Raw genomic sequence first — 16,141 nt, forward strand, 5'->3', positions numbered from 1 at the left:
GTACGTCGCCGCGCACAGCATCGCGCCGCTCGCGGCCAGCAAGGGCGTGTGGCAGGCCATGCGGCGGCTGCGCACGCGGCCGCTGGCGGAACTGCTGTACAGCGATCCGCAAGTCGAGCGTTCGGCGCTCGTCAGCCGGCGCGTGATCGCCGGCCATCCGCTGTATGCGCTGGCGACGCATGCGCTTGACGGTGCGCGAGCACCGCATTCGTTCGCCGCGCGGCGTTCGGTGTTCCAGCGTCACGGCAAGCCGTTGATGGTCACCGAGTGCATGCTGCCGGCGCTGTGGCGCCATCTCGATGCGCACGGCGACGGGCCGCGTTCGGGCGGGCCGGGCGGAGGCGCGTGATGCTGCGAGGGTTCCCGCCGGTCGTCGCGGCGCATACGCATACGATGATTCTCGGCAGCTTTCCGGGCGAGGCGTCGCTCGATGCTGCGCAGTACTACGCGCATCCGCGCAACCAGTTCTGGCGGTTGCTCGGCACGGTGCTCGGCGAGCCCGCGCTGCACGAGCTTGCGTACGACGCGCGGCTCGAGCGCGTGCTGTCGCACGGGATCGGGATCTGGGACGTGCTGGCCGCGTGTCATCGCGAGGGCAGCCTCGATTCGGCGATTCGCCATGCGAAGCCGAATGATTTCGATGCATTGAGGGAGCATGCGCCGCTGCTCAAGCGCGTGTGTTTCAACGGCAAGACGGCAGGGCGGTTTGCAGAGGCGATCGGCGCGGCGGGGTACGACACGCTCGTGCTGCCTTCGTCGAGCCCGGCAAATGCGATGCTGTCGTTCGAGCAGAAGCTCTCGTGCTGGCGGGACATTCTGGGCTGACGAGATTCGGATGGCGGGTGGTGCAACATGGTGCGGCATGCTCGACGAGCCATGACGCCACCTTGAAGACCGTCCCGATCATCCGATGACGTACGCGTGGCCCGAACCGCGTACGTCATCGAAGTTGCCACGCCGGTTTGCGACGGACATCGAGTGGCCTCTGCCGTTTTTCCGATACTTCGGACGCGGGCCAATCATCGCCGGTGCGCCGGGCCGCGTCATGCGACCGGCTTAGTTCGGCAGCAGCGAGCCGCTCCGAATAGGCTCGGCTCCCGCGACACACGCGACCTCCATCCCCGCAGTGGCGAAGCGCGTGCGTTGCCGCGCATACAGTACGCCGGCGACGGCGTTCTTGATCGTGACGACGCGACCGGTCAGCGGATCGACGATGTCGGCGATCGCCTCGCCGGGATCGACCCACACACCGAGCGGCGCGCGGAACACGAGTACGCCGGAGATCGGTGCGACGAGCGGTTCGCTGCCGGAGAAAGGCGTGGCCGCGAACGCGAGTTTCGGCAACGGTGCGGGTGTGCCGTCGATGACACCGCGAAACGTCAGGTATTCGATGATCGCATTCGCGTCATGCTCGGCGAACGCGTAGCTCACGTCCGACTGGCCGCGCAGTTCGATCGTCACCGAGATCGAACCATGGGGAATCGGATAGCGTTCGCCATAACGGGCACGCAGCTCGGACCAACTGAAGCTGTGAATCTCGTCGAACGGATTGCCGATCGAATTGAGCGCGAGCAGCGACGTTTTCGCATCGAGATAACGCGCGAGTGGCTCGACGTCGGCCCACGTGTCGGGATTCGTGAACAGATGCATCGCCGCTTCGAAGTCGCAGTGCAGGTCGAGCACGACGTCGGCGTCATATGACAGGCGCTGCAGCGCGAGGCGCTGCGATTCGAGCTCCGTGGCCGGCGTTTGCTCGTCGAGCGCCTCGCGCATCGCGGTGCGCACGGCGAGCAGGTTCTGTTGCGCGTTGGCGGTCAGGTGAGGCTCGATGCGCGGCATCACGAGCTCGGCAAGGTTGTGGAAGTTGCGATTGAAGTTCGCCGCGGTACCGCTTTCGAAGCGGCCGACCATGTGGCCGAGCACCCGCTGGTTGAGGCCGATCGGATTGGGTACCGGCACGATGACGATTTCGCCGCGCAGCCTGCCCGCCGTCTCGAGGGCATCGAGGCGTTTGCGCAATTCCCAGGCGACCAGCATGCCCGGCAGCTCGTCGGCATGCAGCGACGACTGGATGTAGATCTTCTGTCCGCCCGTCGGACCGTAGTGGAAGCTCGTCAGTTGCCGCTCGGTGCCGAGCGACGGGGAAATCAGCGAATGGGTTCGTGTTTGCATGATGGTGTGAATGTGCAGGACGCCATACGGGCGCTGGATGCTCCCGCGCCATTGCCTGTCAGCTGCCGTACACGTCGAAGCTGAAGTACTTGGCTTCGATCTTCTTGTACGTGCCGTCCTTGATCATGTCGGCCATGGCCTTGTCGATCTTCGTCTTCAGGTCGGTATCTTCCTTGCGCAGGCCGATGGCGGCGCCGTTGCCGAGCGCGCCCTTCGGATCGCTCAGGTCGCCGCCGGTGAACGCGAAACCTGCGCCGCGCGCGGTCTTCAGGAAGCCCATGTCGGCCTGCACCGCGTCCTGCAACGCCGCATCGAGACGGCCGGAGACCAGATCCGCATACACCTGGTCCTGATCCTGGTACGGCACGATCTGCACGCCCAGCGGCGCCCAGTTCGCCTTCGCATACGCCTCCTGGATCGTCCCCTGCTCGACGCCGATCGTCTTGCCCTTCAGCGATTCCGCCGTTGGTTTCAGATTCACGCCTTTTTTCGCGACGAGCCGCGTCGGCGTGTGGAACAGCTTCGTCGAAAATGCGATTTGCGCTTCACGCTGCGGCGTCATCGACATCGACGACAGCACGCCGTCGAACTTCCGTGCCTTCAGCGCCGGGATCATGCCGTCGAACGCGCTCTCGACCCACACGCACTTCGCGTTCAGACGCTTGCAGATCTCGTTGCCCAGATCGATGTCGAAGCCGGCCAGCTTGCCGTCCGTGCTCTTCGATTCAAACGGGGCATAACTCGCGTCGACCCCGAACCGGACAGTGGACCACTCCTTGGCGGAGGCGGAGGTCGCGACCGCCAGGATCGCGATGCACAGGGCGAGTTTCTTCATCGACTTGGAATCTCCAATAGGATCGTCGGTGCGCCCTCGTAGGGAGCAGCACATTCAACCCGGCTGTTTCATCAGCATAGTTGTATATACAAGATAACGAATTGAAGATATTGGCAGAAGTGGGGTTTTCGCTGACGACGTGCGAGGCGCCTTCAGATTTGGCGGGCCTTTCGCGTGAAGCGATATTCGACGGAGGAATCGAAACGAGCGTCGGGCGCAATCATTGTCTATACAACTTGCGTTCGATGGCGGAGGTTCGACGTCCCGCGACAACACGGCGGGGCGGTTTGCAGAGGTGATCGGCGCGGCGGGCTACGTCACGCTCGTGCCGCCTTCGTCGAGCCCGGCGAATGCGATGCTGTCGTTCGAGCAGAAACTGCAGGCGTGACGCCGGATCGGCACGTGACCGACATACCGCGTTTCGCTCGAGATCCGGCCGTCGTTGCTTGGAGACGGGGGAGCCTGACGCTGCCTTCAGGCAGCGAATACAACTTCGATATGCCCCTCGGTGCCCGAATGACGGTCCGGCCCGACGACAATCTGCACATCGCGCCCAAGCTTCGCGAGACACTCCAGCATCTTTGCTTCGCTCACGCCACGAAACTGCCCGCGCAGCATGTTCGACAGCTTCGGTTGCGTCATGCCAAGCACCCGGGCAGCGTGTTGCTGTGTCCATTGCCGCGTCTTGACGATCTCGCCGATCTTGGCGGCGAGTTGAGCCTTCACTCGCATTTCTTCGGCATCACGCATGCCCAGGTCGGCGTATACGTTGCCGCTGCCAGGCTCGATCTCGATCATCACAGTGCTCCTTTTGCGTGGGCTTCGGCTGCTTTCAGACGATCGCGAACCAGATCGATATCACGCTTCGGTGTGGCGATGCCACGGGACGATTTCTTCTGGAAGCAATGCAGCACATAGACCGCATGCCCCAGCTTCACCGTGTACACGGCGCGGTATGTGCCGCTGTCTTCCGACTCCACGACTTCGAGCACGCCAGCGGATCCGAATCCTTTCAATGGCTTGGCCTGGTCGTGCTTTCGTCCGGCCCGGGCCAGATACAGCGCATAGCCGAAGGTGTCCTGCACGATTTCGGGCATCGCTTTCAGGTCCTTGCGTGCTGAACCGAGCCAGTAGAGCGCCGGGTAGCGAGATCCGGCGGCAAATTTATACCTATTTGGGTATACGTTCAAGGTGGCGCAGGCACGCGCCGTTCGGCCGTGCGATCGGTAGTGCCCCTCTCGTTGGCCGAATCGTTCGACCGGGAAGTGGCGTGCAGAGAGCAGGGAGCTAGCGAGCGGTGTCGGTACGGTTTCGCGTTCCGCTGGTGTCAAACGGCGAGGATGTCATGCGATATCCCGGTACATGGCAATGGCTTCGCATTTTTGTATTTGCCCGAGGTGTGCGACAAGTCGGCCGTTCGGCAGATGGCAGGCTAGGGCGGTATCGGTATCGAGGACTTGCCAGCTGCGTGGCATCGAGAGGGCCGCCTCGATTCGGCGATCCGCCATGCGAAGTCGAACGATTTCGATGCGCTGAGCGCGCATGCGTCATTGCTGAAGAAGGGGGCCGTAACGGCAAGACGGTTTCCGACGATTCAACGGATCGTCGCTTACTCGTCCTTGCCCCAGCGCCACTTCGGCTTTTCGCCTTTGAGCCAGCACACGACCGCGAGCGCGGCCACCAGCGCCACGATGCAGGCCGCGAATGCCAGCGGTGATTGGGCGGGCGACACGTGCGTCGCAACCACCACGATCCCGATCACGAAGAGCAGCAGGACCACCCAGCCTTGCCACGCGACCGGCAACCCCCATCCCCAGCCGTAGCGTTTCGCCGGAAACCAGATCTTCTTGTCGGTCGACTCCATGAGACTTCCTCCACGCCGGGCCGGCACCTGATCGTATTGTGCGCCGCTATCCGATCCCGGTACGGCGCCCGAGCGGCCATGCCCACGCCCCTTCATGCGAACGGCGGCGAATCGTCCGCCGCTGTTCGCATCGACGCACGCGCGCCCGGAATACGACGCTGCGTCAGAACGTGATCGCGGCCTTCACGGACTGGACCGCCGCGCCGTTCAACAGGATGTAGAAGTTCTGCGGCGTCGTGCTGCCGGCGGGCGCGATCGCGAGCGTCGTGCCGTCGCGGATCACGGTCGCGACGTCGATCTGCCCGTTGTTCTGATAGAAGACCCGATACTCGGTAGTCGGCGCATTGAGTGCCGCATTGGCGACCCATGCACGGACGCCCGCGAGCGTGACGATCTGGCCGTCGCTCAGGTTGTAGGTCTTGTTGTCCGCCGTGCTCGTGTACGGAAAGAACGCTTCCAGCGTCGATGCCGTTGTGCTGCACGGCGTCGGGGTCGTGCCGGTCGTTTGCGGTGCGGCGCAGTCGCCGGTCAGCACCGTGTCTCCGACCACCTGGCGCGTGACCTTCATGTAGGCGGCGCCCGATTGCCACGTCGCCTGCTTGTTGTACAGCGACGTACCGTTGATCGTGTTCGTGATGACGCCGAGCGCGCTGTCGTCGAACAGTTCGGCTGGCGAGCTGGCGATCGTGCCGGACAGCGGCACGATCGTGTAATTCGTGCCCAGCATCGTCATTGCAGCGGTATGGCCGTCCGCGGCGAGGTCCGTGAGCTGGACGTTCGCGCCGCTGTAGCTGACCTGTTCCTGCGTGCTCGTCACGACCGCACCGTTGACGACATAACGCTGATCGCCCAGCGTCGGCACGGGCAGCGACGCAGAGACCGACGACAGGCCTTTCGTCAACAACTGCGGTCCGCCGGACGGACTTTGCGCGAGGCTTTGATCTTCCGCATAGAAATAGCTGCCCTGACCGATGCTCACCGATCCGCTGCTCGACGTGGAGATCGACAGTTGCGCGTGCAGGTAGTGCAGCCCGCCGTTGGCGGCCAGCGCGAAGCTTTCGTAATTCTGCTGGGTGGCGCTGAGGTTGCTGGCGGGCGTGCCCGATGTGTTGCTGTCGCCGCCACCGCCACCACATGCGGCAAGCAGCAGGGTTCCGGTCAAGGCGGCCGCGTAGCCGGCGCGCACCAGGCGTTCTTTTTGTGTCATGCGATCTCTCGTTTTTGTTTGTATTCCGTAAGATTTAAAGCGTCGCGGCGTGTGGCCGACGCCGGAGCATAGCGTGCCGCGGGCGCAGTGACGAGCGACAGGCGAGCTGTTTGATGCGTCAGCCGGCACGCGCGGGTTACGGAATATTTCGGGAGCGGCGCAGGCGTGTCCGTGCCCTGGCGCGACGAACGTTGCGAGCGAAAGAATCGGCCGGGCGGCGAGGTCCTGCATTCGCATCAGCGAACGGTGCGATTCCGATGAAGTGGCCCGACGGCAAGAGCGTTGACGTGGCGAAGGCACGTCCGTCCGGCAGCAGAATCCCCGCCAATGCTATCCTCTCGTCCGCTAAAACCAGCTTCACCCAGCGAGATTCACACATGACCCGACTGATCAAGCGCGCGTCCGCCGAGGCGCGCGCGTCCAAGCGCAGCAAGCCGTCCGCCTACAACGGCTCCGACAAACTCCAGCCGCCGCGCGTGAAGCGCCGCCCGGAAATCGACGAGCACGACGACGTGCCCGTGCTCGAAGCGCCGCGCAAGCCGCGCTTCGCGCCCGTCACGTTCTCGGAAGAGGGCGGCGTGCGCTTCCTGCACTTCGGCACCGAATGGGTGCAGGGCGCGATGCGGATCTCGAAGCCGCTGCATATCGAGCTCGAATACGCGCAGCAGATGATGGCGTGGCTGCTGTTCCTCGAAACGCCCGAGCGGATCGTCCAGCTCGGGCTCGGCACCGGCGCGCTGACCAAGTTCTCGCACCGCTTCCTGCCGCACGCGAAGGTCGAGGCCGTCGAGCTGAACCCGGCCGTGATCGTCGCCGCGCGCACGATGTTCGCACTGCCGCCCGACGACGCACGTCTCGCCGTGCACGAAGCCGATGCATGGGATTTCGTCAACGATCCGGCCAACCGCGGCACGACGGGCGCGATCCAGATCGATCTGTACGACGCGACCGCGCGCGGCCCCGTGCTCGACAGCGTCGCGTTCTACCGCGCGGTGCGCGGCTGCCTCGCCGATGCGGGCATCGCGACGATCAACCTGTTCGGCGATCATCCGAGCTTCGTGCGCAACATGAAGCACCTGAACGCGGCGTTCGATCACCGCGTGATCGCGCTGCCCGAAGTGCACGACGGCAACCGGATCGCGATCGCGTTCTCGGGCCCCGCGCTCGACGTGTCGTTCGCGCAGCTCGACGCACGCGCGAAGCTGATCGAGGACACGCTGAAGCTGCCCGCACGCAAGTGGGTGAAAGCTTTGAAAGAAACGACCGGCGCACGCGACACCGCGTTCGCGATCTGACGTTTCATGCACCGGCGGCATGCCGGTGCAACCGCAAGACAAGGGGCGGATCACCTCGGGTTCGCCCCCGCTTGACCGCGTGCTCGCGGCTCCTATACTGGCGCGAAGCCAGGGGAGCCGCAGCCTACCCGTTTTGCGCTCCTCTCGGCGCCGTACCCGCTCAACAAGATCGATAACCGGGAAAGATGAGGAGACGTCATGGCTCACGATGCCGACGCCAACCGGGCCGCCAAGCGCTGGCTCTGGCTGCTGGTCCTGCCGCTGATCGCGATGGTGTGGGTACCGTCGTACAGCAAGATCGAACCGCAGTTGTTCGGTTTTCCGTTCTTCTACTGGTACCAGCTGCTGTGGGTCTTCATTAGCGCGGTGATCACCGCGTTCGTCTATTTCAAGACCAAGAACGCGTGGAAGGCGAGCGGCCCGCAGGGAGGTGCGCGATGAATCTCGGCGCCACCTTCGTCTTCGTCCTGTTGTTCATCGGTGTCACGATCATTGGTTTCCTGGCCGCGAACTGGCGGCGCGGCGATCTCGCCCATCTCGACGAATGGGGCCTCGGCGGACGCCGCTTCGGCACGATCGTCACGTGGTTCCTGCTCGGCGGCGACCTCTACACGGCCTACACGTTCGTCGCGGTGCCCGCGCTCGTGTTCGGTGCCGGCGCGATGGGCTTCTTCGCGCTGCCTTATACGATCCTGATCTACCCGTTCGCATTCGTCGTGTTCCCGAAGCTGTGGAGCATCGCGAAGCGGCACGGCTACGTGACGGCTGCCGACTTCGTCAACGCGCGCTACGGCAGCCGGATGCTCGCGCTCGCGATCGCGGTGACGGGCATCCTCGCGACGATGCCGTACATCGCGTTGCAGCTGGTCGGCATCGAAGTGGTGATCGGCGCGCTAGGTTTCGACACGACCGGCTTCGTCGGCGACCTGCCGCTGATCATCGCGTTCGCGATCCTCGCCGCGTACACGTACACGTCGGGGCTGCGCGCGCCGGCGATGATCGCGATCGTCAAGGACATCCTGATCTACATCACGATCGCCGCGGCGGTCATCGTGATCCCGGCGAAGCTCGGCGGCTTCGGGCACATCTTCGCGAGCGTGCCGCCCGCGAAGCTGCTGCTGAAGGCGCCCGACGCGATGAGCCTGAACGGCTACAGCGCGTATGCGACGCTCGCGATCGGCTCCGCGCTGGCGCTGTTCCTGTATCCGCACTCGGTGACGGCCATCCTGTCGTCGTCGTCCGGCAACTCGATCCGCCGCAACATGGCGATGCTGCCCGCGTACTCGTTCGTGCTCGGCCTGCTCGCGCTGCTCGGCTACATGGCGCTCGCATCGGGCGTGAAGGACATGCCGCAGTACGCGCCGTACTTCAAGGCATTCGGCCCGAACTTCGCGGTGCCCGCGCTGTTCCTCGAGTATTTCCCGTCGTGGTTCGTCGGCGTCGCGTTCGCGGCGATCGGCATCGGCGCGCTGGTGCCGGCGGCCATCATGTCGATCGCGGCAGCGAACCTGTACACGCGCAACATTCACCGCGAGTTCGTGAACCGCAACATGTCACACGAGCAGGAGACGCACGTCGCGAAGCTCGTGTCGCTGATCGTGAAGGTCGGCGCGGTCGCGTTCATCCTCGGGCTGCCGCTGACCTATGCGATCCAGCTGCAGCTGCTCGGCGGGATCTGGATCATCCAGACGCTGCCCGCGATCGTGCTCGGCCTGTATACGCGCGTGCTCGACCATCGCGGCCTGCTGGCCGGCTGGGCCGCCGGCATCGTGTGCGGCACGTGGATGGCGATCTCGCTGAAGCTGGCCAGCTCGATCTTCACGATCCACCTGTTCGGTCTCGCGATTCCCGGCTACGCGGCCGTGTGGTCGCTGGTCGTGAACCTGGTGGTGGCGGTGGTGGTGAGCGTGCTGGTGCGCGTGATGGGCATGGCGCATGCGGAGGACCGCACGCGGCCGGAGGACTATCTCGACGTCGTCGAGGGCTGACGCGGATCGCGCGGCCGCGCAATAAAAAAGCCCGCCACCGGCAAGGTGGCGGGCTTTGTCTTTCGTGTCATCCCTGCGCGCGTTTCGCGAGGTCCTCGCGTTGCGACAGGTCTTCGACGTTGACCATCCAGTGCACGCCGAAACGATCCTTCGCCATCCCGAAGCCGAGCGCCCAGAACGTCTTGCCGAACGGCATCGTCACTTCGCCGCCGTCGGCGAGCGCATTGAACAGCTTCTGGCCCTCTTCGACCGTCGCCGGGTTCAGCGACAGCGAATAGCCGGCGTGCATGCCGCCGCCGGGCTGGCTGCAGTCGCCGTCCGAGCACATGATCATCGAGTCGCCGATGGTGAAGCTCGCGTGCATCACCTTGTCACCCATCTCCGGCGTCATCGGGTAGTCGGGATTCGGCGGCGCGTCCTTGAAGTGCATCTTGAACATCGTCTTCGCGCCGAGTGCCTTTTCGTAGAACTGAAGGGCTTCGTCGGCGCGACCGTAGAACGTCAGGTACGGTTGGACTTGCATCGTTGTCTCCTGTGATGGGCCGGCCTGCGCATCCGCGCGGGTTCGGCACCGTGCAAGACTGACTGGGAAAGGGCGCATCGGGAGGCGGCCGGCGCACCCGTGACGTGGATTGTAGTGCGCGTGCTTGACGATGGAATGAAAAATAAAACGGCCGCGAACATGACGTTCGCGGCCGTGTGCGGCTGCTTGCTGACGGCTGTTGTCAGGGTTGCTGACAGCCGCTGACGCGTGCTGCGACTTAGCGCAGCGAGTCGATCAGCTTCTCGAGCTTCACCGCATCGGCGGCGAATACGCGGATGCCTTCGGCGAGCTTTTCGGTCGCCATCGCGTCGTCGTTCAGCTGGAAGCGGAACGCTGCCTCGTCGATCGCGACGCGCGCGGCGGGCTTGTCCTGCAGCGCTTCCGGCGACAGCTTGCGCGTGACCGTGTCGTTGCTGTCCTGCAGCTTCTGCAGCAAATCGGGACTGATCGTCAGCAGGTCGCAGCCGGCGAGTTCGGTGATCTGGCTGGTCGTGCGGAAGCTCGCGCCCATCACTTCGGTGTTGTAGCCGAACGTCTTGTAGTACGTGTAGATGCGGCGCACCGACTGCACGCCCGGATCGTTCGCGCCACCGTCCTGCTCTTCATTCCACGCGGCGCCGGCCTGCTTCTTGTACCAGTCGTAGATGCGGCCGACGAACGGCGAGATCAGCTGCGCGCCGGCTTCCGCGCACGCGGCGGCCTGCACGAGCGAGAAAAGCAGGGTCATGTTGCACTTGATCCCTTCCTTCTGCAGCACTTCGGCCGCGCGGATGCCTTCCCACGTCGACGCGAGCTTGATCAGGATGCGTTCGCGGCCGATGCCGGCTGCTTCGTACAGCTTGATGAGCTCGCGACCCTTGTCGATCGAGCGTTGCGTGTCGAACGACAGGCGCGCGTCGACCTCGGTCGACACGCGGCCCGGGATCAGCTTCAGGATCTCGGTGCCGAATGCGATCAGCAGGCGGTCGATGATGAAATCGGTGCTTTCGTTGCGATGATCGCGGACGGTTTTCTCGAGGATCGGCTTGTACGCATCCTTCTGGACGGCCTTCAGGATCAGCGACGGGTTCGTGGTCGCGTCCTGCGGCTGGTATTGCGCAAGCTGCTGGAAATCGCCCGTGTCGGCGACGACGGTCGTGTACTGCTTCAGCTGGTCGAGTGCGGTAGTCATGGCGATTCGGAAGAAGGGCGCAAGGCGCCGGGTTCTCACGGGCCGCGCGAGCGCGGCGGCGAAGCGAAGCGGCGCCGGGCGCCGCCTCCGATCCGCTATTCTAGGCCCGATTCGTGTCGCGCACGTTCTGGCGTGTCCGATGGCCGCAGCGGCGGGCGCCGCTGCCGCGTCACGCGGGGCGGCGCGCGTTCAGGATCACCTGTGTGACGATCCCCGCGACGAGCCCCCAGAACGCCGAGCCGATCGACAGCAGCGTGAGGCCCGATGCGGTGACCATGAACGTGACGAGCGCGGCCTCGCGCTGCTTCACGTCCTGCATCGCGTTCGCGAGCCCGCTCATGATCGAGCCGAACAGCGCGAGCGCGGCGACCGACACGACGAGCGCTTTCGGCAGCGCCGCGAACAGCGCGGCGATGGTCGCGCCGAAGATCCCCGCGATCAGGTAGAACGTGCCGCACCACACGGCGGCCGTATAGCGCTTCGCGCGATCCTCGTGCGCTTCCGGGCCCGTGCAGATCGCGGCCGTGATCGCCGCGAGGTTCACGCCATGCGAGCCGAACGGCGCGAGCAGCAGCGACGCGAGGCCGGTGGTCGCGATCAGCGGCGACGACGGCGTCTGATAGCCGTCCGCGCGCAGCACCGCGATGCCCGGCACGTTCTGCGACGCCATCGCGACGACGAACAGCGGAATGCCGATGCTGACGATCGCCGCGATCGAGAAGGCCGGCATCGTGAACACGGGCTTTGCGAACGCGATGTGAAAGCCGCTGAAGTCGAGCAGGCCGAGACCGCCGGCGACCGCCGTGCCGACGATCAGCGTCGTCACGATCGCGTAGCGCGGCGCGAGCCGCTTGACGATCAGGTACGTGAAGAACATCGCGAGTACGAGCGCGGTCTGGAACTGCGCGGCGCGGAAGATCTCGATGCCGATCTCGAACAGGATGCCCGCGAGCAGCGCGGCGGCGATGCCGGCCGGAATCTTGCGCATCAGCGTGTCGAACAGGCCGCTCACGCCGACGGCCGTCAGCAGCACCGCGCAGACGACGAATGCACCGATCGCCTCGGGGTAGGGCACGCCGGGCAGCGACGCGATCAGCAGCGCGGCGCCGGGCGTCGACCATGCGACGACGACCGGTGCGCGAAAGCGCAGCGACAGGCCGATCGTCGTCAGCGCCATGCCGATCGACAGCGCCCAGATCCACGACGAGATCTGCGCATCGGTGAGGTGGGCGGCGCGGCCGGCCTGGAACATCAGCACGAGCGAACTCGTGTAGCCCGTCATCATCGCGACGAAGCCGGCGACGAGCGCCGACACGGACGTATCGGCAAAAAAGCGGCGGCCGCCGGCGCGGCTGGCGCTCGCGGTGGGCGAGGGGTTCATGCTATCTCCGGGGGGAGGCCGCTCGGACGCGGCCTTCGTGTCTGGGTGGGTGTCGTTACTTGCTGAGTGCGCGCATCGCGGTTTCGAGGCCCGCGAGCGTGAGTGGATACATGCGATGGCCGAGCAGGTCGCGGATCACCGCGACCGACTGCCGGTATTCCCATAGCCGCTCGGGCTCCGGGTTCAGCCATGCATGATGGGGGAACTGGTCGGCGAGGCGGCGCAGCCAAACGGCGCCGGCTTCCGGGTTGTTGTATTCGACCGAGCCGCCGGGCTGCAGCACTTCGTACGGGCTCATCGTCGCGTCGCCGACGAAGATCAGCTTGTAGTCGGGCGTGAACTTGTGCAGCACGTCCCACGTCGCGGTGCGTTCCGAGTGGCGGCGGCGGTTGTTCTTCCACAGGTGGTCGTACACGCAGTTGTGGAAGTAGAAGAATTCCAGGTGCTTGAATTCGGCCTTCGCGGCCGAGAACAGCTCTTCGGTGCGCTTGATGTGGTCGTCCATCGAGCCGCCGACGTCGAGCAGCATCAGCACCTTCACGTTGTTGTGGCGCTCGGGCACCATCCGCAGGTCGAGCCAGCCCGCGTTCGCGGCGGTGCTGCGGATCGTGCCGGGCAGGTCGAGCTCCTCGGCGGCGCCTTCGCGCGCGAAGCGGCGCAGCCGTCGCAGCGCGACCTTGATGTTGCGCGTGCCGATCTCGACGGAATCGTCGTAGTCGCGATACGCGCGCGCTTCCCATACCTTCACTGCGGTGCGGTTGCCGTTCGACGGGCCGCCGATGCGCACGCCTTCCGGGTTGTAGCCGCCGTGCCCGAACGGCGACGTGCCGCCGGTGCCGATCCACTTGTTGCCGCCTTCGTGGCGTTCCTTCTGCTCGTCGAGCAGTTCCTTCAGGCGCTCCATCAGCTTGTCGAGCCCGCCCATCGCGTCGATCTGCGCCTTCTCCTCCGGCGACAGCTCGCGCTCGAGGCGCTTTTCGAGCCAGTCGAGCGGAATGTCGAACGCTTCGGACGGCAGCGTGGACACGCCGTGGAAATACGCGCCGAACGCCTGGTCGAACTTGTCGAAGTACTGCTCGTCCTTGACGAGCGTCATCCGCGCGAGGAAGTAGAACGCGTCGATCGACGGCGAGATCAGCCCGGCCTTCAGCGATTCGAGCAGCGTCAGGTATTCCTTCACCGAGACGGGCAGCTTGGCTGCGCGCAGCGCGTAGAAGAAATTGAGCAACATGGCCGGGCCTTCGCGGATGGGGGGAGGGTTACCGGTTGTGCCGGTTCATGTAGACGAGCCGCTCGAGCAGGCTCAGGTCCTGCTCGTTCTTCAGCAGCGCGCCCGCGAGCGGCGGCACGATCTGCTTCGCGTCCACGCCGCGCAGCGCGTCGGCCGGGATGTTCTCGGCGAGCAGCAGCTTCAGCCAGTCGAGCAGCTCGGACGTCGACGGCTTCTTCTTCAGCCCCGATACGCCGCGCAATTCGAAGAAACTTTCGAGCGCCGCGCGCAGCAACTCCTCGCGGATGTCAGGGAAATGAACCGCGACGATCTTCTGCATCGTCGCCGGGTCGGGAAACTGGATGTAGTGGAAGAAGCAGCGGCGCAGGAACGCGTCGGGCAGCTCCTTCTCGTTGTTCGACGTGATGATGACGAGCGGGCGGTGCTTCGCGCGCACCGTTTCGCGCGTTTCATACACGTGGAATTCCATCCGGTCGAGCTCGCGCAGCAGGTCGTTCGGGAATTCGATGTCGGCCTTGTCGATCTCGTCGATCAGCAGCACGCTCGGGTGATCGGCATCGAACGCCTGCCACAGCACGCCCTTGACGATGTAGTTCGAGATGTCCTTCACGCGCGCGTCGCCGAGTTGCGAATCGCGCAGCCGCGACACGGCGTCGTATTCGTACAGGCCCTGCTGCGCCTTCGTGGTCGACTTGATGTGCCACTGCAGCAGCGGCATGTCGAGCGCGGCGGCCACTTCCTCGGCGAGCATGGTCTTGCCGGTGCCGGGCTCGCCCTTGATCAGGAGCGGGCGTTGCAGCGTCAGCGCGGCATTGACCGCGAGCTTCAGATCGTCGGTGGCGACGTAGTGCGAGGACCCTTCGAAACGCATGGCGGCGCTCTTCTCAATCGGGAAAAAAACCCAGTATAAGTCAGAAGGGCTGTGCGGTTGGGCCGCGCCCGCGTATCGTTGCGGGACTGCGGCGGGGCGAAGCGGGGCGCCTTATGGACGCGTTCCCCGCCGACGCGGTACAATCTGGCCGTTTTTTTTGGCCTGCGTGGCGACCTGACAAGCATAACGGCGCGGGCCGTTGCCGCTTTGGCGCCAGTTTCCCCTCAAGCTAGGTTACAAGAGCTATGAACAAATTCGTCGGCAAACACGTCGTTGTCGCAGCGCTCGTGGCGCTCGCGGGCAGCGCGCAGGCGGCCGGTGTGGTCGGCAACCCGAAGGACGGGGCGAGCAAGGCCGCCATGTGCATCGGTTGCCACGGCATCCAGGACTACCGCGCGGCGTACCCGGAGGTCTACCGGGTGCCTGTCCTCGGCGGCCAGAACCAGCAATACCTCGAGAACGCGCTGAAGGCCTACCGCAAGAAGGATCGTCACTTCCCGTCGATGAATGCGATCGCCGGTTCGCTGACGGACCAGGACATCGCGGATCTGTCGGCGTACTACGCCGCCCAGAAGGCCGACTCGAAGGACAACCCCTACAAGTAAGCGCGCGCCGCCGATCTCTCCGGCGGGACAGGAGCATTCATGAACAACGCATTCAAGACGGCGGCGGTTGCACTGGCGGCCGGCCTCGCGATCGGTACCGCGCACGCGGCGGACACCACGAAGGGCAAGGAACTGGTCGAATCGCACAACTGCGCCGCCTGCCACGGCGCGCAGATGAACAAGCCGATCAACGCCGAATATCCGCGCCTCGCCGGCCAGCATGCCGACTACCTGGTGTGGGCGATGCGCCAGTACCAGATGGGCCTGACGAATCCGCTGCTCGGTCGCAACAACGCGATCATGCAGGCACAGGTGCAGAGCCTGTCGGTCAGCGACATGAAGGACATCGCAGCCTACATCGAGTCGCTGAAAGAAACCGATCTCGTGTTCAAGAAGTAAGCGCGACGGGCCCGACCGGCCCGCGCAGCAAAAATACCCCGCCGAGGCGGGGTATTTTTTTGTCCGCGCGCCGGCGCCCGTGGGCCGGAGTCGCGGCCGCGGCGCTCAGTCGCGCGATGCGCGGCGCAGGATGCGCTGCAGGTACGCGTCGGTATCGGGCGGCGTGCTCGTGCGCTGGGCTTCCCAGATCGTCTCGCCGAGGCATTCCATGATCACGTGCTGCGCGTCGTGGGTCGAGTCGAGCTTCGCCGCGAGCTTGTCGTGCGCGGCGCGGATGCCGGGCGGCTGGTCGATCGACAACTGCTCGCTGATCGCGAGGTGCATCGACAGGTGCAGGAACGGGTTCGTGCGGCCTTCCTCGGGCGTGTACTCGCGCGCGGTCGCGCCATCGGCGTCGGCGAGTTCGTCGTGGTACTCGGGATGCTCGACGATCCAGTCGGCTGCGATCGCTTCCAGCGGCGTCAGGATCTCGCCCGCGCGCTGCTTGCGCCAGGTCTCGGTGAAAAAGCGACGCACTTCGTCGCGGCTTGGATTGAACATGGTGGGGAAAACGTCGTGATTCGGACGGCGTGATGCCG

General features: G+C 65.0%; 19 protein-coding genes and 1 pseudogene. 8 read left to right on the forward strand and 12 right to left on the reverse strand.

Annotated elements, in window-relative coordinates; translation table 11 throughout:
• Positions 1–349, forward strand: a 349-nt coding sequence (locus JYJ84_RS12775) for a chorismate lyase (RefSeq protein WP_205189205.1), incomplete at its 5' end; no start/stop codon positions are given.
• Positions 349–825, forward strand: a complete 477-nt coding sequence (locus tag JYJ84_RS12780) for a DNA-deoxyinosine glycosylase (RefSeq protein WP_175222863.1) — start codon at positions 349–351, stop codon at positions 823–825. The genes JYJ84_RS12775 and JYJ84_RS12780, both read left to right, overlap by 1 nt.
• A gap of 231 nt (positions 826–1,056) precedes the next feature.
• Here JYJ84_RS12780 and JYJ84_RS12785 read toward each other — a convergent pair whose 3' ends face one another.
• Together JYJ84_RS12785 and JYJ84_RS12790 are read right to left on the reverse strand one after the other, a co-directional pair.
• On the reverse strand, positions 1,057–2,172 hold the full coding sequence (locus JYJ84_RS12785) for a succinylglutamate desuccinylase/aspartoacylase family protein (RefSeq protein WP_175222862.1): 1,116 nt from the start codon (positions 2,170–2,172) through the stop codon (positions 1,057–1,059).
• A 58-nt stretch (positions 2,173–2,230) separates the two neighbouring features.
• On the reverse strand, positions 2,231–3,007 hold the full coding sequence (locus JYJ84_RS12790; RefSeq protein WP_175222861.1) for an ABC transporter substrate-binding protein: 777 nt from the start codon (positions 3,005–3,007) through the stop codon (positions 2,231–2,233).
• 274 nt (positions 3,008–3,281) lie between these two features.
• Between JYJ84_RS12790 and JYJ84_RS12795 the strand changes: the two are divergent.
• Positions 3,282–3,395 (forward strand): annotated as a pseudogene (locus JYJ84_RS12795) (DNA-deoxyinosine glycosylase); the annotation flags it as partial.
• A gap of 86 nt (positions 3,396–3,481) precedes the next feature.
• Here the strand turns inward: JYJ84_RS12795 and JYJ84_RS12800 are convergent.
• From JYJ84_RS12800 to JYJ84_RS12815, 4 genes are all read right to left on the reverse strand, one after another.
• On the reverse strand, positions 3,482–3,805 hold the full coding sequence (locus JYJ84_RS12800) for a helix-turn-helix domain-containing protein (RefSeq protein ID WP_175222860.1): 324 nt from the start codon (positions 3,803–3,805) through the stop codon (positions 3,482–3,484).
• Entirely contained in the window at positions 3,805–4,197 is a 393-nt protein-coding gene (locus JYJ84_RS12805; protein ID WP_265343099.1) for a type II toxin-antitoxin system RelE/ParE family toxin, read from the reverse strand. Before JYJ84_RS12805 ends, JYJ84_RS12800 begins: the two co-directional genes overlap by 1 nt.
• 419 nt (positions 4,198–4,616) lie before the next feature.
• A complete protein-coding gene (locus JYJ84_RS12810) occupies positions 4,617–4,871 on the reverse strand; it encodes a hypothetical protein (RefSeq protein WP_175222858.1) in 255 nt (84 codons plus the stop codon).
• Positions 4,872–5,034: 163 nt separating this feature from the next.
• Positions 5,035–6,078: a hypothetical protein gene (locus JYJ84_RS12815; protein WP_175222857.1), complete on the reverse strand. Its 1,044-nt coding sequence runs from the start codon at positions 6,076–6,078 to the stop codon at positions 5,035–5,037.
• 377 nt (positions 6,079–6,455) lie between these two features.
• Between JYJ84_RS12815 and JYJ84_RS12820 the strand changes: the two genes are divergently transcribed.
• The 3 genes from JYJ84_RS12820 (at position 6,456) to mctP (ending at position 9,361) form a co-directional block, all read left to right on the forward strand.
• Positions 6,456–7,373, forward strand: coding sequence for a spermidine synthase (locus JYJ84_RS12820; protein ID WP_122945964.1), 918 nt, complete (start codon positions 6,456–6,458; stop codon positions 7,371–7,373).
• 198 nt (positions 7,374–7,571) lie between these two features.
• Complete coding sequence (locus JYJ84_RS12825; RefSeq protein WP_059530978.1) at positions 7,572–7,814, forward strand: DUF3311 domain-containing protein; 243 nt, start codon at positions 7,572–7,574, stop codon at positions 7,812–7,814.
• Positions 7,811–9,361, forward strand: coding sequence for a monocarboxylate uptake permease MctP (gene mctP, locus JYJ84_RS12830; RefSeq protein WP_174955361.1), 1,551 nt, complete (start codon positions 7,811–7,813; stop codon positions 9,359–9,361). The genes JYJ84_RS12825 and mctP overlap by 4 nt, the downstream gene beginning before the upstream one ends.
• Before the next feature lie 67 nt (positions 9,362–9,428).
• Here the strand turns inward: mctP and JYJ84_RS12835 are convergent, their stop codons facing one another.
• The 5 genes from JYJ84_RS12835 to JYJ84_RS12855 all read right to left on the reverse strand — a co-directional run bounded on the left by JYJ84_RS12835 (position 9,429) and on the right by JYJ84_RS12855 (position 14,559).
• On the reverse strand, positions 9,429–9,884 hold the full coding sequence (locus JYJ84_RS12835; RefSeq protein WP_122945962.1) for a VOC family protein: 456 nt from the start codon (positions 9,882–9,884) through the stop codon (positions 9,429–9,431).
• 238 nt (positions 9,885–10,122) lie between these two features.
• Complete coding sequence (gene tal / locus JYJ84_RS12840; protein ID WP_122945961.1) at positions 10,123–11,076, reverse strand: transaldolase; 954 nt, start codon at positions 11,074–11,076, stop codon at positions 10,123–10,125.
• Between the two features lie 169 nt (positions 11,077–11,245).
• Positions 11,246–12,457, reverse strand: coding sequence for a benzoate/H(+) symporter BenE family transporter (locus JYJ84_RS12845; RefSeq protein WP_122945960.1), 1,212 nt, complete (start codon positions 12,455–12,457; stop codon positions 11,246–11,248).
• A gap of 55 nt (positions 12,458–12,512) precedes the next feature.
• Entirely contained in the window at positions 12,513–13,688 is a 1,176-nt protein-coding gene (locus tag JYJ84_RS12850; RefSeq protein ID WP_122945959.1) for a VWA domain-containing protein, read from the reverse strand.
• A 28-nt stretch (positions 13,689–13,716) separates the two neighbouring features.
• Entirely contained in the window at positions 13,717–14,559 is an 843-nt protein-coding gene (locus JYJ84_RS12855; RefSeq protein WP_122945958.1) for a MoxR family ATPase, read from the reverse strand.
• A gap of 245 nt (positions 14,560–14,804) precedes the next feature.
• Here JYJ84_RS12855 and JYJ84_RS12860 point away from each other — a divergent pair, with 245 nt between their 5' ends.
• Together JYJ84_RS12860 and JYJ84_RS12865 are read left to right on the forward strand one after the other, a co-directional pair.
• Complete coding sequence (locus JYJ84_RS12860; RefSeq protein ID WP_043189035.1) at positions 14,805–15,164, forward strand: c-type cytochrome; 360 nt, start codon at positions 14,805–14,807, stop codon at positions 15,162–15,164.
• Positions 15,165–15,203: 39 nt separating this feature from the next.
• Positions 15,204–15,563 carry a cytochrome c gene (locus JYJ84_RS12865; RefSeq protein ID WP_011352792.1) on the forward strand — a complete coding sequence of 120 codons (360 nt, stop codon included), beginning with the start codon at positions 15,204–15,206 and terminating at the stop codon, positions 15,561–15,563.
• Positions 15,564–15,668: 105 nt separating this feature from the next.
• Here JYJ84_RS12865 and JYJ84_RS12870 read toward each other — a convergent pair whose 3' ends face one another.
• Positions 15,669–16,103 (reverse strand): DUF1841 family protein, encoded by a 435-nt coding sequence (locus JYJ84_RS12870; protein ID WP_122945957.1) that lies wholly within the window; start codon positions 16,101–16,103, stop codon positions 15,669–15,671.
• Positions 16,104–16,141 lie beyond the last annotated feature (38 nt).

Source organism: Burkholderia sp. LMG 13014 (assembly GCF_905232215.1).
Classification (GTDB): domain Bacteria; phylum Pseudomonadota; class Gammaproteobacteria; order Burkholderiales; family Burkholderiaceae; genus Burkholderia.

Excerpts from the sequence above, each read along its gene's own strand:
- JYJ84_RS12845 (WP_122945960.1), bottom strand. The coding sequence starts at position 12,457 with ATGAACCCCTCGCCCACCGCGAGCGCCAGCCGCGCCGGCGGCCGCCGC.
- JYJ84_RS12865 (WP_011352792.1), top strand. The coding sequence starts at position 15,204 with ATGAACAACGCATTCAAGACGGCGGCGGTTGCACTGGCGGCCGGCCTC.
- JYJ84_RS12855 (WP_122945958.1), bottom strand. The coding sequence starts at position 14,559 with ATGCGTTTCGAAGGGTCCTCGCACTACGTCGCCACCGACGATCTGAAG.
- JYJ84_RS12800 (WP_175222860.1), bottom strand. The coding sequence starts at position 3,805 with ATGATCGAGATCGAGCCTGGCAGCGGCAACGTATACGCCGACCTGGGC.
- mctP (WP_174955361.1), top strand. The coding sequence starts at position 7,811 with ATGAATCTCGGCGCCACCTTCGTCTTCGTCCTGTTGTTCATCGGTGTC.
- JYJ84_RS12835 (WP_122945962.1), bottom strand. The coding sequence starts at position 9,884 with ATGCAAGTCCAACCGTACCTGACGTTCTACGGTCGCGCCGACGAAGCC.
- JYJ84_RS12815 (WP_175222857.1), bottom strand. The coding sequence starts at position 6,078 with ATGACACAAAAAGAACGCCTGGTGCGCGCCGGCTACGCGGCCGCCTTG.
- tal (WP_122945961.1), bottom strand. The coding sequence starts at position 11,076 with ATGACTACCGCACTCGACCAGCTGAAGCAGTACACGACCGTCGTCGCC.
- JYJ84_RS12820 (WP_122945964.1), top strand. The coding sequence starts at position 6,456 with ATGACCCGACTGATCAAGCGCGCGTCCGCCGAGGCGCGCGCGTCCAAG.
- JYJ84_RS12810 (WP_175222858.1), bottom strand. The coding sequence starts at position 4,871 with ATGGAGTCGACCGACAAGAAGATCTGGTTTCCGGCGAAACGCTACGGC.
- JYJ84_RS12790 (WP_175222861.1), bottom strand. The coding sequence starts at position 3,007 with ATGAAGAAACTCGCCCTGTGCATCGCGATCCTGGCGGTCGCGACCTCC.
- JYJ84_RS12825 (WP_059530978.1), top strand. The coding sequence starts at position 7,572 with ATGGCTCACGATGCCGACGCCAACCGGGCCGCCAAGCGCTGGCTCTGG.
- JYJ84_RS12870 (WP_122945957.1), bottom strand. The coding sequence starts at position 16,103 with ATGTTCAATCCAAGCCGCGACGAAGTGCGTCGCTTTTTCACCGAGACC.
- JYJ84_RS12780 (WP_175222863.1), top strand. The coding sequence starts at position 349 with ATGCTGCGAGGGTTCCCGCCGGTCGTCGCGGCGCATACGCATACGATG.
- JYJ84_RS12860 (WP_043189035.1), top strand. The coding sequence starts at position 14,805 with ATGAACAAATTCGTCGGCAAACACGTCGTTGTCGCAGCGCTCGTGGCG.
- JYJ84_RS12850 (WP_122945959.1), bottom strand. The coding sequence starts at position 13,688 with ATGTTGCTCAATTTCTTCTACGCGCTGCGCGCAGCCAAGCTGCCCGTC.
- JYJ84_RS12785 (WP_175222862.1), bottom strand. The coding sequence starts at position 2,172 with ATGCAAACACGAACCCATTCGCTGATTTCCCCGTCGCTCGGCACCGAG.